Origin of the sequence: Photobacterium sp. S4TG1, from assembly GCF_036040035.1 — a bacterium.
In the GTDB taxonomy this organism is placed as follows: Bacteria; Pseudomonadota; Gammaproteobacteria; order Enterobacterales; family Vibrionaceae; genus Photobacterium.
In genome coordinates, this window is the sequence record NZ_JAYXUH010000022.1 from 50,383 (window position 1) to 66,019 (window position 15,637).

The following is a 15,637-nucleotide window of genomic DNA, read 5'->3' on the forward strand; positions in this document are numbered from 1 at the left end:
CCCAAGATGGCTGCTAAAGACGTTAAGTTTGGTAACGACGCACGAATTAAAATGCTAGAAGGTGTCAACATTCTAGCTGATGCGGTAAAAGTAACATTAGGGCCTAAAGGTCGCAATGTTGTGCTTGATAAATCATTTGGTGCACCCACTATCACTAAAGATGGTGTATCTGTAGCGCGTGAAATTGAACTTGAAGATAAGTTCCAGAACATGGGCGCACAAATGGTTAAAGAAGTGGCTTCGCAAGCGAATGACGCGGCGGGTGACGGTACAACAACAGCAACAGTACTTGCTCAAGCAATTATTGCTGAAGGTCTAAAAGCCGTTGCTGCGGGTATGAACCCAATGGATCTTAAACGTGGTATCGATAAAGCTGTCGTTGCTGCGGTTGAAGAACTAAAAGCATTATCTGTTCCTTGTGCTGATACTAAAGCTATTGCGCAAGTAGGTACAATCTCTGCAAACTCTGACACAACTGTTGGTAACCTTATTGCAGAAGCAATGGAAAAAGTAGGCCGTGATGGTGTTATTACGGTTGAAGAAGGTCAAGCACTTCAAGACGAATTAGACGTTGTTGAAGGTATGCAGTTTGACCGCGGTTACCTATCTCCATATTTCATTAACAACCAAGAAGCGGGCTCTGTAGATTTAGAAAGCCCATTCATCCTATTGGTTGATAAGAAAGTTTCAAATATTCGTGAACTTCTTCCTGCATTAGAGGGCGTAGCGAAAGCTTCTCGTCCACTACTTATTGTTGCAGAAGACGTTGAAGGCGAAGCGCTAGCAACATTGGTTGTGAATAATATGCGCGGTATCGTAAAAGTTGCTGCTGTTAAAGCGCCTGGCTTTGGCGATCGTCGTAAAGCAATGCTACAAGATATCGCGGTACTAACATCTGGTACTGTTATCTCTGAAGAGATTGGTCTAGAGCTTGAGAAAGTTCAACTAGAAGATCTTGGTCAAGCTAAGCGTATTACTATTACTAAAGAAACCACTACTATCATTGATGGTGCTGGTGAAGAAACCATGATTCAAGGTCGTGTTGCACAAATTCGTCAACAAATCGAAGATGCAACCTCTGACTACGACAAAGAAAAACTTCAAGAGCGTGTCGCTAAACTTGCTGGCGGCGTAGCTGTTATCAAAGTTGGTGCAGCAACTGAAGTTGAAATGAAAGAGAAGAAAGATCGCGTAGAAGATGCATTACATGCAACTCGTGCTGCTGTTGAAGAAGGTGTGGTTGCCGGTGGTGGTGTAGCACTTATTCGCGCTGCATCTAAAGTTGTTAACCTTGTTGGTGATAACGAAGAGCAAAATGTGGGTATCCGCGTAGCACTTCGTGCAATGGAAGCACCACTTCGTCAAATCGTGAAGAATGCGGGTGATGAAGAATCTGTTGTTGCTAATAACGTTCGTGCAGGTGAAGGTAACTATGGTTACAACGCTGCAACGGGTGAATACGGCGATATGATTGAGATGGGTATTCTTGATCCAACAAAAGTAACGCGTTCTGCACTTCAGTTTGCAGCCTCTGTAGCAGGTCTTATGATCACCACAGAAGCAATGATCACTGATAAAGCTTCTGATGCTCCTGCAATGCCTGATATGGGTGGTATGGGCGGTATGGGTGGCATGGGCGGTATGATGTAAATTCATTTATAACGAGAGAGATTAAGATCTCTTTGTTATAAAAATTTGCGCCATAAAAAGTCGAGCATAGCTCGGCTTTTTTATTGCCATTATTTTGTCTTCTTTTATTTATTGTTACCTATCTTATGTGTACCGTTCGCTGGGAATATTCCTTGAAAAGCTGCACAAAAATAAAGTTAAATAAAAACAATAACTTAAGCCTTGATAAATCCGTTGTGTAACACCTTTAAAATAAGTACATCTATTAGCTGTTTTTTTGAATAAAATGTGATCGTTTTCTAATGGTTGGAGTAATTATATTTATTTACTATAGAGATAAGTCTTTAATAAATTAAAACGAATCTCGATTGGAGTAAATATATGGATAAAAAACAAAACAAATGAAAGTACAGCTTTGTCTATATATAGAGTCTTTTTATTGTTTTTTGTTATTTAAGTTAATTTTACATCTATTTAATAATCTGTTTTATTTTTTACTAAATAGATCCTTTTGATTGAATGTATATAAATTTATCTTTAAATGGTAATTTGCTTTATGTACTACTTTTAGTGGTCTAATTGATCCTTAGGTGAGCGGTACAACGTTACTTTAAAATTTCATAGTATTGGTTAAAGGTGGGGTAAATATAATACTTCGCAGAGAGGTAATATCGACTAAGTTAAAACAATAGTCTAAAGCATAGCTGACACAGTAAAAAGCGCGAAAAGCTGTACGGATATTTTATTGTTTATAATCAATGATTTAATGGTTGGCAATGTTGTTGGGCTGGAGTGTTTAAAAATGTGCACAAAAAAGCTGATATTATACAACATTGCTGTACGTACCAGTTGGCATTCGCTCTACGGTGACAGTCAATCTTATCGGCATAAAAAAGCCCCTGTCATAAACAGAGGCAATCTAAATATGTACGCTAGCAAAGATAGCTTTTACTCGTTAGGTAGGTGTTCTTGATTTAAAGCGACCCATGCAGCCATAAAGCAAATTACAAATGATTGAATGTAACCTCGTAAATCAACATCACCTTGTACTAGCACATCATCAGCATTTGGCTCCATGTTGAATGAAACCTTGCTTTCTTTGATGCTAAAGAAGACACGGCCAATTAAAACAAAATTGTCACCATTATCATCTGGGTTATAGACCATTCCTGCACCAATTTGATCGTGCTCTGTAATTTGTAACGCACTGAATGCTAATTTCTCTGCACCTTCAAAGCCAAAGCCGGCATAACGCTTACCTTGTTCTGGCTGTTGCAGTAATTGTGAAAGTAGCTGGGTGTAAGTGGTAAGCGCTTCTGCTGGAACATCATTAGTATTTACCTGCCCCATACTATATGCCTGTTCATCTTCTACCATTTCAACGGCATAGTTATAATCAATCATTACTTATCCTTTCTTGTTTTATGAACACTATATGGTTTATACGTTAACGTAATTCGATTGTACGAGGTAGTACTAATCAACACCTTGATTACTGAGTGTTTTAAAGATCACATTTATTATAGATAACAGTCTCTTTTGAGGAGGAATTGAAGTGGATTACTTTGAATAACATCGCAAGAGTGAGTATTTGTAACGCGGCAATCCAAAAACATTAGTTCGTCGAGTAAAAAGCAAAAAAAGCTGTACGGTTATTTTTGTATTAATATCAATGACTTATGTTGGTTATTTTCTTTTGCGAGAAAATGTTAAAAATGTACACCTTTTAGCTGTCTTATTTTGAAAAATATGTTCATTATTGGCTGGGTGATAAAAAAGCAGCCATGTCTGGGCTGCTTATTAAATTCATAATGACTATAATTTATTGATTTTGTAGATGACGACGGCTCTTACCTGCATTTTTTTCAATATAATCAATGATCATACCAGCAATATCTTTGCCTGTTGCCGCTTCAATACCTTCTAGACCAGGAGAGGAATTTACCTCCATGATCAGTGGTCCGCGTTTTGAGCGTAATAAATCAACGCCAGCGACACTGAGCCCCATAGCTTTTGCTGCAGCAATAGCCGTTTTGCGTTCTTCGGGTGTAATGCGAACTAATGATGCACTACCACCACGGTGTAAGTTTGAACGGAACTCACCTTCTGCTGCTTGACGTTTCATGGAAGCGATAACTTTATCGCCAATCACAAAACAACGAATATCTGCACCGCCAGCTTCTTCTATATATTCTTGAACCATGATGTGAGCTTTTAAGCCCATAAATGCTTCAATAACACTTTCTGCTGCTTTTTGAGTTTCTGCAAGTACGACCCCAATGCCTTGAGTGCCTTCTAATAGTTTGATAACTAATGGCGCACCGCCAACCATTTTAATTAAGTCCAATACATCATCAGGCTTACTTGCAAAACCTGTAATTGGCATGCCAACACCTTGGCGACTCAATAATTGTAATGAACGTAGTTTGTCACGAGAGCGTGAAATCGCAATAGATTGATTTACAGAAAACACATCCATCATTTCAAATTGACGTAATACAGCACAACCATAAAAGGTAATATCTGAGCCAATACGAGGGATGATGGCATCAAAGCCAATAAGATCAGTACCTTCAAAATGAATTGAAGGTTGAACTGAGTTGATATTCATATAACAGCGAAGGGCATTGATGATAACCGCTTCATGGCCTCGTTGTTGACAAGCCTCACGCAAACGGCGGGTTGAATATAAGTTTGCGTCCTGTGACAAAATGCCAATTTTCATTGCGATACTCATGTTAGGGAGCGAGTTGGCAGCAGCGACGACGTTTGGCGAACGCCTAATACGATAAAGGGCTGCTGTATGAGGCGCGACTATGCACGTAAATCAAGGAAAAATCGAGATCTGCCACGATGATTTTTTTTAATGGTGATCTGCAAAAAATTAGCAATACATTAAAAGTAACATTATAGGTCAAATGCTTTTGATGTATATAACCTCCAAAGCTGTACAAGCTGCACACTCATTATAAAACAACAGCTTACGCGTTAAATTTATGAGGTTCATGGCAGGCATAAAAGTAAGTTTATGTTTTTGGTGTTTTTAGTGGGAAAAGCTGTACGTTATAGATTGGCGTTGATATTAAGGTGGCGTTATTGCTGACTCGTAATGATGAGTCAGCAATAAGCAGATGAAAGAATAAGGGAAATTAGCTCTAGTGAGGCGAAAATATCCACTAATAGTGATTATTCGAGGTAAAGATCAAGCGGTGTTTTACTGTTTCTACCACCAATCTCACGCGCTAATGTAGGAACTAGATAGCCTGAGACATTGTTAATTAACCCTGCCATTAGGGTGCGTGCTTGTTGATCACTGACAAAGAAGTGTGCAGCGCCTTGTACGTGATCCAGTACGTGTAAGTAATAAGGCAGTATTCCTGCGTCAAATAAGGCTTCGCTGAGGTCTGTTAGCGCTGTGACGGAGTCATTAACCCCTTTAAGGAGTACACTTTGGTTTAGCAGGGTAACATTAGCGAGCTTGAGCTGTGTCATCGCCGAGGTTAGCTCATTATTGATTTCATTGGCATGGTTAATATGGGTCACCATGATAATTTGTAAGCGGCTGCTGGCAAACAATTCACACAGTGCTGGTGTGATGCGATGTGGAATAACTATCGGTAACCGACTATGAATGCGTAACCGTTTAATATGCGGAATAGTGGCGATATGTTCGAGCAACCATGTTAATTCATGATCTTTTGCCATTAGTGGATCACCACCGGATAAGATCACTTCGTTAATTTGTGGTTGGGTTGCGATGTAATCAAGGCTTTGTTGCCATACCGCTTTATTGCCCTTGTTATTTTGATAAGGAAAGTGGCGTCGAAAACAATAACGACAATTTACTGCACAACCGCCTTTAACTATCATTAATACGCGGTTATGGTATTTGTGTAATAGCCCTGGAATGGGGTTATCTTGTTCATCAAGAGGATCGGTTGAGTAGCCCTTATGAACTTCAAATTCTTGCTCTAGTGGCAGTACTTGGCGCAACAATGGATCGTATGGGTTGCCAACTTCCATTCTTTCGACAAAACTTACAGGAACACGAAGCGCGAATAAATTTTTAGCAGCAAGGCCTTTTTGCCAAGGTGTTGGATCAATTTTAAGCCAATTGAGTAGCTTTAAGGGATCAGATATCGCATTAGCTAGATCATTCAGCCAGTTTTGCTCAACAGATGGCACGTTTCGGGGTATGATATGCGACATTAAATACAACTCGAAGATGTTAAGAGGATTAGAATGGCGTCTTTCAGCACCAATGAATTCCGCAGCGGAATGAAAATTATGCTTGATAATGAACCGTGTGTCATTATCGAAAACGAATTTGTTAAACCTGGTAAAGGTCAAGCGTTCAACCGCGTACGAATCCGTAAACTTATTTCAGGTAAAGTTCTTGAAAAAACGTTTAAATCAGGCGAATCAGTTGAAGCTGCGGACGTAATCGATACTGAACTTGATTACCTATACAACGACGGTGAATTCTACCATTTCATGAACAATGAAACATTTGAGCAAATCGCAGCTGATGTAAAAGCGGTTGGTGATAATGCAAAATGGTTAGTAGAAAACGATGCGTGTACGCTAACGCTTTGGAACGGTAACCCTATCGTTGTTACTCCTCAAAACTTTGTTGAGCTTGAAGTAACAGAGACTGATCCTGGTCTTAAAGGCGATACTCAAGGTACTGGTGGTAAGCCAGCAACACTAACTACAGGCGCTGTAGTACGTGTTCCTTTATTCATCGCAATTGGCGAAGTTATCAAAGTTGATACTCGTTCAGGTGAATACGTAAGCCGTGTGAAGTAATTTCATATTGAGCTTTAAAGAAGGTCGCTTAGGCGGCCTTTTTTGTTGGCTAAAATTTATCATGAATGATTGCAGACTAAATTACAGCCATAAAAAAGCACCGCGAAAGAGCGGTGCTTTTTTAGTTTGGGTATCAATGATTATTTAATCATGAACACAAAGATGATTGATAGTGCAGTCACTAAGAACGCAGCAGCGTAACAAGCGATTTTACCTACAACACCGGTATGAAACTTAAGGTCATGCATACCATGATGTAGACGGTGCATACCATGCCACATTGGGAGTGATAGGGTTGCAATCACAAATAATGCGCCAATAAAGCTGGTTGCGAAATCTGCAGCACGATCGTAGCTAACGGCTTCTGGGCTAATAATACCCAGTGGAACCATGATGCCAAGCACTAAAATAGTGACTGGCGTGATCATTGCAAACCAAGTACCACCGGCACCAAATAAACTCCACCATACTGGCTCATCGGAACGTTTTGGATGTAAATTAATCACGAGCGGCTCCTTAAACTAGCGCTAAAACAATGGCAGTGATGACAGCAACAACTGCCCACTGTGCAAGAACGATAATTTTCTTATCGAGTTTCTTGCCTTTGATGCGAATTGGCACCACTTGCGGCATCATGCTAAAGAACGTTTGTGCGTGGAATAAGCTTCCCGCTAACGCAATAATATTTAGAATGATCACAATTGGGTTAGCCATAAAATTTAGCCAACCTTGCCATGCTTCAGGACCTTTTACCAAACAACCTAAGCCAAAGGTTAAGCAGATAGTAAAGAAAATTAGCGGTAATACAGTTGCTTCACGCAGCATGTAAAAACGGTAGAAAGAACTGTCTTTCCACCAAGTACGCGTCATTTCACGAACGTAAGGTTTACGGTTGCTCATCCTTATGCCTCCTGAGGCTTCAACATTGCAATAACGAAATCTTTTGATGATTCCACTTTGCCTTGGTTTACAGCAGCTGCTGGATCAACGCTCTTTGGACATACTTCAGAACAGTAACCCACAAACGTACAACCCCAAGCACCATTTTCACTGTTGATTAATGCCATACGCTCATGTTGGCCATGGTCACGGCTATCAAGGTTGTAACGGTGTGCCAGTGTTAGCGCTGCGGGACCGATAAATTCAGGGTTTAAACCAAATTGTGGGCACGCGGCGTAGCAAAGACCACAGTTAATACAGCCAGCAAATTGCTTGTACTTTGCCATTTGCTCTGGCGTCTGAAGGTTAGTACCGTCTTCAGGTGTACGATCGTTACCGATGATGTAGGGTTTGATTGCTTCAAGACGCTCAATGAAAGGAGTCATATCAACAATAAGATCTTTTTCGATCGCAAAGTTCGCTAACGGTTCAATTTTAACACCGTTAGGGTAGTCACGAAGGAAGCTCTTACAAGCTAATTTAGGAACACCATTAACCATCATGCCACACGAGCCACAGATCGCCATACGGCAAGACCAACGGTAACTCAGGTGTTTATCTAGATGATCTTTGATGTAACCAAGTGCATCAAGTACTGACATGGTGTCATTAAATGGTACTTCAAATGCTTGTAAATATGGTTCTGCATCTGTTGCTGGGTCATAACGCAGAATTTCAACTTTTTGAATGCGATTGTCTGACATTATGCCTTTTCCTCTTGAACTTCTGACTGTGCTGCTTGCTGCGCTTGTGCTTTTTCATGTGCTTCGTGAGCTTCTGCTTCGGCACCATATAAACGCGCTTTTGGCTGTGATTTCGTGATCTTCACATCGCTGTAATCAATAATTGGCGCATCGCCATTGTTATAGAATGCCAAGCTATGCTTTAGGAAATTCACATCATCACGTTCAGTGCAACCATCATCTAGACGTTGGTGCGCACCGCGAGATTCTGTACGTAGAATCGCTGAGTGTGCCATTGCTTCTGCTACATCAAGACCATAACCCACTTCAATTGCATACAATAGATCAGTGTTAAAGACTTGGCCTTTATCTTGAATACTAATATGTTTAAAGCGTTGCTTAAGTTCTGCTAGCTTATCAATGGTCGCTTGCATCAAATCTTGTTGGCGGTAAATACCACAACCGGCTTCCATGGTGTGACCCATTTCAGTACGGATTTGAGCCCAGTTTTCATCACCTTCTTGTGCCATAAGAGCATCAATACGTGCTTGTACTGCGTCAATTTGGGCATTGATTGAAGCGTCATTCCAGCCTTTGAATTCTTCAGCGCGTTTAACGGCATGTTCACCCGCAACGCGACCAAATACGACAAATTCAGCCAGTGAGTTTGAACCTAGACGGTTAGCGCCGTGAAGACCAACAGAAGCACATTCACCAACAGCAAATAGACCTTTAATACGTGTTTCACACGTGCCGTTAGTTTCAATACCACCCATGGTGTAGTGTACGGTTGGGCGAATTGGAATTGGCTCTTTTGCTGGATCAACGTTTACGTATGCTTTAGCGAGTTCACAGATGAACGGTAGACGCTCATGTAAGTATTCTTCACCAAGGTGGCGTAAATCAAGCATTACTACATCACCTAGTGGGTGCTGAATAGTGTTGCCTTTTTGTTGTTCATGCCAGAACGCTTGTGAAACTTTGTCACGAGGACCCAGTTCCATGTATTTGTTTTTTGGCTCGCCTACTGGTGTTTCTGGGCCCATGCCATAATCTTGTAGGTAACGGTAACCGTTTTTATTAACGATAATACCGCCTTCACCACGACAACCTTCGGTCATCAAAATACCAGTACCGGGTAGGCCGGTTGGGTGATATTGAACAAATTCCATATCACGTAGTGGAACACCGTGACGGAAAGCCATTGCCATACCATCGCCAGTTACAATACCGCCGTTAGTATTACAGTGGTAAACGCGACCCGCGCCACCAGTAGCTAGAATTACTGATTTTGCTTTAATACAAACCAGTTCACCTTCCGCCATGTGAATCGCAATTAAGCCTTGAACTTCGCCGTCTTCAATTAAAAGATCAACCACGAAGTATTCATCGTAACGTTTGATTTGTGGATATTTAATCGATGTTTGGAATAGGGTGTGTAGCATATGGAAGCCAGTTTTATCTGCAGCGAACCATGTACGCTCAACTTTCATACCACCAAAACGACGTACGTTCACTTCACCGTTTTCTTTACGGCTCCATGGGCAGCCCCATTGTTCCATTTGAATCATTTCACGAGTTGAATTCTCTACGAAATATTCAACTACATCTTGTTCACATAGCCAGTCACCACCACCAACGGTATCGTTGAAGTGATTATCAAAGCTATCTTCGTCTTTGATAACAGCAGCAGAGCCACCTTCAGCTGCAACTGTGTGCGAGCGCATTGGGTAGACTTTTGAAATAAGTGCAATTTCTAGTTCTGGGTTTGCTTCTGCAGCAGCGATGGCAGAACGTAGGCCTGCACCACCCGCGCCAATTACAGCGATATCTGTGGTAATAGTCTTCACAGCTATCCTCCGAAGGTAAGACGGTAAAAAAATGAAAAGGTACGTCATGCGTACCTATCCTTGAAATCCAGCGCGTATTTTATGAAACCTCATTAAGAGAAAATATGATGTAGACGCGTCTTTTTAACGAAATAATCAAAAAATGTAATCTGATTACAGACTTTGTGATTATTGTCACAAATTTTCATGTTTATTCATTGTTAATGGTTTGTTTTCTTTGGCGTCAATTGTTTATAGCTCATTAATAATGTGTTTCATATTTTGGTTGCAATGCTTTGCTGTGAAAGATTTTATAAGCCATAAGCTGCACAGGATGGATATCTGATGTAATAATTGCGATGGTGATTGTGCGTTATTTGTTATTTTTATGCGGCGGTGAGTGATTTTTTAATACTGATTTTTATGATGAGAGTATGACGGTTTGTTAATGCTGTTTATTTATATTCATAATTAAGAGTGATTATTAAGCAAATATAATTAGAGCAATGCTTGGTTAAGATCGTGACTTTGTTAAAATCAGACCATTATTTCCTTTTTATAAGAAGAAACGGCTATGTCTCAGCTTTGGCAACCTACTGCAGAGATCACTCAATTAAGACAGCGTGCTATTTTACTTGCGACCATTCGTCAGTTCTTTGCTGATCGTGATGTTATTGAAGTGGATACGCCGGCGATGAGTCAGGCGACGGTAACCGATGTACATTTGCATGCGTTTAAAACTGAATTTGTTGGCCCTGGTTATGCTGCTGGCCAAACATTGTATTTGATGACCAGTCCTGAATTTCACATGAAACGCTTATTAGCAGCGGGTAGTGGTGCTATTTACCAGATTTGTAAGTCATTTCGTAATGAAGAATCTGGGCGTTATCATAATCCAGAGTTTACAATGTTAGAGTGGTATCGACCTGGATTTGATCATCACCAATTAATGGCTGAGATGGATTTGTTGTTACAGCAAGTACTTGGTTGTGGTGCTGCTGAAAAAATGACATATCAACAAGCATTTATTGATGTATTGGCTGTATGTCCTCTTGAAGGCTCGATGACTGAATTAAAAGCCGTTGCTGCTCGATTAGGGTTGGCAGATATTGCTGAACCAGAGCAAGATCGCGATACCTTGCTGCAATTGTTATTCAGTGTTGGTGTTGAAGCTAAAATCGGTAAAAAAGTACCGGCTTTTGTGTATGATTTTCCTGCATCACAAGCGGCTTTAGCACAGATAAATCCGCAAGATTCACGTGTGGCTGAACGATTTGAGGTCTATTTTAAGGGTATCGAATTAGCTAACGGTTTTCATGAACTTGCTAATGGTGATGAGCAGTTGCAACGCTTTGAAGATGATAATCAAAAACGAATTAGCATGGGGCTTCAGCCTCAGCCGATTGACATGAACCTTGTTGAAGCATTACGGGCTGGGTTTCCTGATTGTGCAGGGGTTGCATTAGGGATCGATCGCGTGATTATGCTGGCATTAGAGCGCGATCATATTGATCAAGTTACGGCTTTTCCAATTGAAATAGCGTAACGGTTATTCTTGTTCTGTATCTTGATATTAAAAGATGTAAATGTAAAAAAGCACGGTAAAAATAACCGTGCTTTTTTGTCATCAAATATCCACTGCACCAGCTGTAGTTAGTAACTATTTATTACTGGCTTTATGCTGAGGGAACGTGCATTTAATATCGAAGATCTTATTTGGTATTAATTATGATTAAGTTAAACGACGAGCTGGATTTCAAGGCGCTTTAACCGTGATATGACTATATCGTCCCTTTTCTACAAATGCAACTAATTATCATTTGCAGTAAGTGGTTAATCGATCACAATACGGGCATTGATGGGTTGTAATGGACGATTATTGTCTCCCATCATTTGATTTAGTTGTTCTATTTGGGCTGCAGAACTGGTGAGATGACTTTGCATAACATACCAGCGAACACCTTCCGTACATGGTGGCGTCGTTAATGAGCCGTTGTAACGGAAATACTGACGTTCACGTGGCAATAGTGCGTTCGGAGTTAGATCACCATTAAAGTCAACCGTCTCACCCTTGGTTGGAATTGTTGTTAGCAACGTCGTTAATTCATTATTTGCGCGAGGGCCATTTTCAAACATCACTGAAATAACCGCAATATGGCCGTTGGCATCAACGTTAACGAAATGCGCTTCTAGCGGGTATTGTTTACCATCAATATAGTTTTCTGAGGGGGTGTGAAAATGAAACTGTTTAAGGGTGTATGTATCACCATCAATAACCAAGGTATTATCGCCACTTACATTGGCTTCTATCGTATGACCGTCATTGGTTAGGCTAGTGATTTTGCCATCATAATGAATTTGCAATGGCTGTGTTTGAGCTTGAATCGGAGCTTGAATGTCAATCGGACTTTGGTTTTCACCGCCACAAGCCGGGTAACTGTCAACCCAATGTTCAGTGCCTTGTTGATCGCCATATCCCCACGCGGCATTAGCGTGTGCAGAAAGAGAGAAGCAAGTCGCTAATGCGAGTACTAACGCTGATACTGTGTTTTTTTTCATGATGATTACCTTTGAGTATGCGAATTATCTCGACCTAATCGTAGCACTTGATCTGTGAGACGATGGACTAACATTAACATAGTAATCTTTTGATTTGATATTGAAAATACGATGAGGGAATAGAACCAAATTGCTGGTGCAATATAAATGAGATAACGGCATTAATAGGAATAATGATGTTCAGTATTAGGTGTTAATGAGAATACGGAGTAATGCTCACCCCGTATTTCAATATCTTTATATTATTTAACTAAATTTTCAGCGTAAGGTTGCCCCATACGTGTGACTTGACGTGGTTGCATATTTTCTACAAAACGGATGCTGTCTTTAGGAAATAAATTGATCACGGTAGAACCCAGTTTGAAACGACCCATTTCTTGACCTTTCTTTAAACTGATCGCTTGTTCGCCTGTGGTTGGATAGTCCCAACGGCGAACTTCAGGGCCTGTTGGTGGTGTTACCGTTCCCGCCCATACTGTTTCAATACTGCCTACTATCGTTGCTCCAACTAGCACTTGAGCTAATGGGCCAAACTCTGTTTCAAACACACACACAACACGTTCATTACGCGCAAATAAATTTGGTACGTTAGTTGCGGTTAATGGGTTTACAGAGAAGAGATCACCTGGAATATAAATCATTTGGCGTAACACACCATCACATGGCATATGTACTCGGTGATAGTCACTCGGTGAAAGATATAATGTCGCAAATTCACCACCCATAAATTCATCGGCTAAATCGCTATCCCCACCTAATAATTCACAAGCATTAAAATAGTGACCTTTGGCTTGAAATAAACGTCCTGCTTTAATTGGGCCAAATTGGCTTACGCATGCATCGGCAGGATGGCTAATAATTTGTGAATCATTATTTATTGGACGCGCACCTTCCATCAGTTCGCGAACAAAAAAAGCATTGAAGGTTGGGTAAGCAGTTGGATCAGGATTACGCGCTTCTGCCATATTGACGTTATATTGTTTGATGAACCAACGAATAATGGTAGTGGTGAGTTTTCCACCTTCAAAAGCTGCCAGTTTACCCACTAGGCGGGTTAATGCATGTTTTGGTAGACTATATTGAAGGCCAATCTTAATCTTATCTAACACAATTATTCTTCCAGTAAATATTAATTAATCAATAAGTTAGTTATTCTTTGCTTATTTGGAAGAATAACGTCAACCCGCAATAATACCGAACTATTTTAATAATGTCAGTTATTCTGATATTACAGAGGACATGAGTAAGTTGAGCTTGTCAGTGTTAATTGGGATTGTAGCAGATAAAAAATAAGCCTAAGGAAATGAAAAATTTCGTTAGGCTTTATATTGGTTATCAGTTTGGCTTGTTGCGTGAAAATTGACGATTTGCCACATTTTCCGACATGCTTTCAATGATCTTATGATAACTGTTGTAGCGATCACGACTGATATCACCACGTTCAACTGCTTCGCGAATAATACAACCAGGATCGTTGCCGTGTTTACAGTCACGGAATTTACAGCCACCTAAATATTGACGAAACTCAACAAAAGCCTCTGTAATTTGTTCTGGCTCTAAATGCCATAAACCAAATTCGCGTACTCCCGGTGAATCAATCAAATCACCGCCATCAGCAAAATGATATAATCTTGCTGCGGTGGTTGTGTGTTGACCTAGACCTGAATTAGTTGAAACATCACCAATATCCGCTTCAACTTCAGGCATCAGAGCATTGACCATGCTTGATTTACCGACACCAGATTGACCAGCAAAAATACTGACATGGTCTTGTAAATCAACTTTGAGATCATCAAGCCCCTCACCAGTATCGGTACTGACTAAACGTACGCTATAACCAATATTTTGGTATTGCGTTAATTTACGCTCAACGTCAACCCGTTGTTCTGGTGTGAGTAAATCAACTTTATTGACCACAATTAATGGCTTAATGCCGATAGTTTCAGCTGCAATAATATAACGGTCAATAATGTTAAGTGATAGTTCAGGCAATATTGATGAAACAATCACAATTCGGTCAACGTTTGCTGCTACAGCTTTTACACCATCGTAATAGTCTGGGCGAGTCAACATTGATTTGCGTTCATGTACCGCTTCTACAACACCAGCAATACCTTGCAATGCTTCAACACCAGGACGCCATACAACGCGATCGCCAGAAACAAGGCTCTGAATACTACGACGTAAGTTACAACGGTGAATTATACCCGTTTGTGGATCTTCAACATCAGCGTGTTGGCCAAAGCGAGTAATAACTAGCCCTTCACGGGCATTTTCCAACAGAGCTTCATCCCATTGGATTTCATTTTTAGCGCGATCTAGGCGCTTATTTTGGTTAGAGCGGACGCGTCGGCTCTGACCTTGAGTCAATTTTTTCTTTTTTGCCACAAGAATATCGTTCTGTTTGGTTGGCTTTCGGTATTATCATACATGGTTTAGTCACAAAAGAGGCAATATCGAATGACAATCAGCGATCAGAACCTTATTTGGATAGATCTGGAAATGACCGGATTAGATCCAGAAACTCATAAAATCATTGAAATCGCTACAGTTGTGACAGATCCACAGCTTAATGTGTTGGCAGAAGGCCCTGTTTTAGCTATTTATCAGCCAGAAGCTGAATTAGAAAAAATGGATGATTGGTGCACAAACACACACACTAATAGTGGTTTAGTTGAGCGTATTCGTCAAAGTACGATTACAGAAGCTCAAGCCGTTGCTCAAACTATCGATTTTTTAGAGCAATGGGTACCTCAAGGTGCTTCGCCTATTTGTGGTAATAGTATTGGTCAAGATCGCCGCTTCCTATATAAGCATATGCCAAAGCTTGAGCAGTATTTCCATTACCGTTATCTTGACGTGAGTACACTTAAAGAATTAACTCGCCGATGGAAGCCTGAGCTATTAGATGGCTTTTCTAAGCAAGGTAGTCATTTAGCTTTAGATGATATTCATGATTCTATTGCTGAACTGCGCTATTATCGTGAGCATATTTTCAATATTTGATGTGAAAATAAGCAGTTAGAAAATAATCTGCGTTTTTTGGTTTAAGAACTATTGCATCCCGTAGTTTTAGTCGTATAATGCGCAGCCTCGAAAGGAGATAACGAGTTTGTTTCCTTTTGTTGAAAATCGGACGCGGGGTGGAGCAGCTTGGTAGCTCGTCGGGCTCATAACCCGAAGGTCGTT

General features: G+C 40.5%; 14 protein-coding genes. 4 read left to right on the forward strand and 10 right to left on the reverse strand.

Annotated elements, in window-relative coordinates; all coding sequences use genetic code 11:
- Positions 1-6 precede the first annotated feature (6 nt).
- A complete protein-coding gene (gene groL / locus VXS03_RS18535; RefSeq protein WP_327765329.1) occupies positions 7-1,650 on the forward strand; it encodes a chaperonin GroEL in 1,644 nt (547 codons plus the stop codon).
- 927 nt (positions 1,651-2,577) lie between these two features.
- On the opposite strand, the gene VXS03_RS18540 is transcribed toward groL, so the two are convergent.
- The 3 genes from VXS03_RS18540 to epmB all read right to left on the reverse strand — a co-directional run bounded on the left by VXS03_RS18540 (position 2,578) and on the right by epmB (position 5,838).
- The gene (locus VXS03_RS18540; RefSeq protein WP_327765330.1) at positions 2,578-3,033 is read right to left on the reverse strand and encodes a molecular chaperone GroEL; all 456 of its coding nucleotides are present in this window, start codon (positions 3,031-3,033) and stop codon (positions 2,578-2,580) included.
- 418 nt (positions 3,034-3,451) lie between these two features.
- Positions 3,452-4,354 (reverse strand): 30S ribosomal protein S6--L-glutamate ligase, encoded by a 903-nt coding sequence (gene rimK, locus VXS03_RS18545; protein WP_107277092.1) that lies wholly within the window; start codon positions 4,352-4,354, stop codon positions 3,452-3,454.
- Positions 4,355-4,815: 461 nt separating this feature from the next.
- Positions 4,816-5,838: an EF-P beta-lysylation protein EpmB gene (gene epmB / locus VXS03_RS18550; protein WP_327765331.1), complete on the reverse strand. Its 1,023-nt coding sequence runs from the start codon at positions 5,836-5,838 to the stop codon at positions 4,816-4,818.
- Between the two features lie 33 nt (positions 5,839-5,871).
- Here epmB and efp point away from each other — a divergent pair, with 33 nt between their 5' ends.
- Positions 5,872-6,438, forward strand: coding sequence for an elongation factor P (efp, locus tag VXS03_RS18555; protein ID WP_045038111.1), 567 nt, complete (start codon positions 5,872-5,874; stop codon positions 6,436-6,438).
- A gap of 140 nt (positions 6,439-6,578) precedes the next feature.
- Here the strand turns inward: efp and frdD are convergent, their stop codons facing one another.
- The 4 genes from frdD to frdA are packed head-to-tail and all read right to left on the reverse strand — an operon-like array spanning position 6,579 to position 9,910.
- Positions 6,579-6,944, reverse strand: a complete 366-nt coding sequence (gene frdD / locus VXS03_RS18560) for a fumarate reductase subunit FrdD (RefSeq protein ID WP_080158681.1) — start codon at positions 6,942-6,944, stop codon at positions 6,579-6,581.
- Positions 6,945-6,954: 10 nt separating this feature from the next.
- Positions 6,955-7,338, reverse strand: a complete 384-nt coding sequence (gene frdC / locus VXS03_RS18565) for a fumarate reductase subunit FrdC (protein WP_080158680.1) — start codon at positions 7,336-7,338, stop codon at positions 6,955-6,957.
- Between the two features lie 2 nt (positions 7,339-7,340).
- Positions 7,341-8,081 (reverse strand): succinate dehydrogenase/fumarate reductase iron-sulfur subunit, encoded by a 741-nt coding sequence (locus tag VXS03_RS18570; RefSeq protein WP_327765332.1) that lies wholly within the window; start codon positions 8,079-8,081, stop codon positions 7,341-7,343.
- The gene (frdA, locus tag VXS03_RS18575; RefSeq protein ID WP_327765333.1) at positions 8,081-9,910 is read right to left on the reverse strand and encodes a fumarate reductase (quinol) flavoprotein subunit; all 1,830 of its coding nucleotides are present in this window, start codon (positions 9,908-9,910) and stop codon (positions 8,081-8,083) included. The genes VXS03_RS18570 and frdA overlap by 1 nt, the downstream gene beginning before the upstream one ends.
- Positions 9,911-10,463: 553 nt before the next feature.
- On the opposite strand from frdA, the gene epmA reads away from it, so the two are divergent.
- Entirely contained in the window at positions 10,464-11,435 is a 972-nt protein-coding gene (gene epmA, locus VXS03_RS18580; RefSeq protein ID WP_327765334.1) for an elongation factor P--(R)-beta-lysine ligase, read from the forward strand.
- 287 nt (positions 11,436-11,722) lie between these two features.
- On the opposite strand, the gene VXS03_RS18585 is transcribed toward epmA, so the two are convergent.
- The 3 genes from VXS03_RS18585 to rsgA all read right to left on the reverse strand — a co-directional run bounded on the left by VXS03_RS18585 (position 11,723) and on the right by rsgA (position 14,836).
- Entirely contained in the window at positions 11,723-12,448 is a 726-nt protein-coding gene (locus tag VXS03_RS18585; RefSeq protein WP_327765335.1) for a carbonic anhydrase, read from the reverse strand.
- 242 nt (positions 12,449-12,690) lie between these two features.
- The gene (asd, locus tag VXS03_RS18590) at positions 12,691-13,557 is read right to left on the reverse strand and encodes an archaetidylserine decarboxylase (RefSeq protein ID WP_327765336.1); all 867 of its coding nucleotides are present in this window, start codon (positions 13,555-13,557) and stop codon (positions 12,691-12,693) included.
- A gap of 226 nt (positions 13,558-13,783) precedes the next feature.
- Positions 13,784-14,836, reverse strand: a complete 1,053-nt coding sequence (rsgA, locus tag VXS03_RS18595) for a small ribosomal subunit biogenesis GTPase RsgA (protein ID WP_327765337.1) — start codon at positions 14,834-14,836, stop codon at positions 13,784-13,786.
- A 72-nt stretch (positions 14,837-14,908) separates the two neighbouring features.
- On the opposite strand from rsgA, the gene orn reads away from it, so the two are divergent.
- Entirely contained in the window at positions 14,909-15,454 is a 546-nt protein-coding gene (gene orn, locus VXS03_RS18600) for an oligoribonuclease (RefSeq protein WP_327765338.1), read from the forward strand.
- The last annotated feature ends 183 nt before the right edge of the window (positions 15,455-15,637 follow it).

What these genes read in the sequence shown, in the direction of transcription:
- groL (WP_327765329.1), top strand. Translation starts at nt 7, where the DNA reads ATGGCTGCTAAAGACGTTAAGTTTGGTAACGACGCACGAATTAAAATG.
- VXS03_RS18585 (WP_327765335.1), bottom strand. Translation starts at nt 12,448, where the DNA reads ATGAAAAAAAACACAGTATCAGCGTTAGTACTCGCATTAGCGACTTGC.
- rimK (WP_107277092.1), bottom strand. Translation starts at nt 4,354, where the DNA reads ATGAAAATTGGCATTTTGTCACAGGACGCAAACTTATATTCAACCCGC.
- VXS03_RS18570 (WP_327765332.1), bottom strand. Translation starts at nt 8,081, where the DNA reads ATGTCAGACAATCGCATTCAAAAAGTTGAAATTCTGCGTTATGACCCA.
- VXS03_RS18540 (WP_327765330.1), bottom strand. Translation starts at nt 3,033, where the DNA reads ATGATTGATTATAACTATGCCGTTGAAATGGTAGAAGATGAACAGGCA.
- frdC (WP_080158680.1), bottom strand. Translation starts at nt 7,338, where the DNA reads ATGAGCAACCGTAAACCTTACGTTCGTGAAATGACGCGTACTTGGTGG.
- epmA (WP_327765334.1), top strand. Translation starts at nt 10,464, where the DNA reads ATGTCTCAGCTTTGGCAACCTACTGCAGAGATCACTCAATTAAGACAG.
- epmB (WP_327765331.1), bottom strand. Translation starts at nt 5,838, where the DNA reads ATGTCGCATATCATACCCCGAAACGTGCCATCTGTTGAGCAAAACTGG.
- orn (WP_327765338.1), top strand. Translation starts at nt 14,909, where the DNA reads ATGACAATCAGCGATCAGAACCTTATTTGGATAGATCTGGAAATGACC.
- efp (WP_045038111.1), top strand. Translation starts at nt 5,872, where the DNA reads ATGGCGTCTTTCAGCACCAATGAATTCCGCAGCGGAATGAAAATTATG.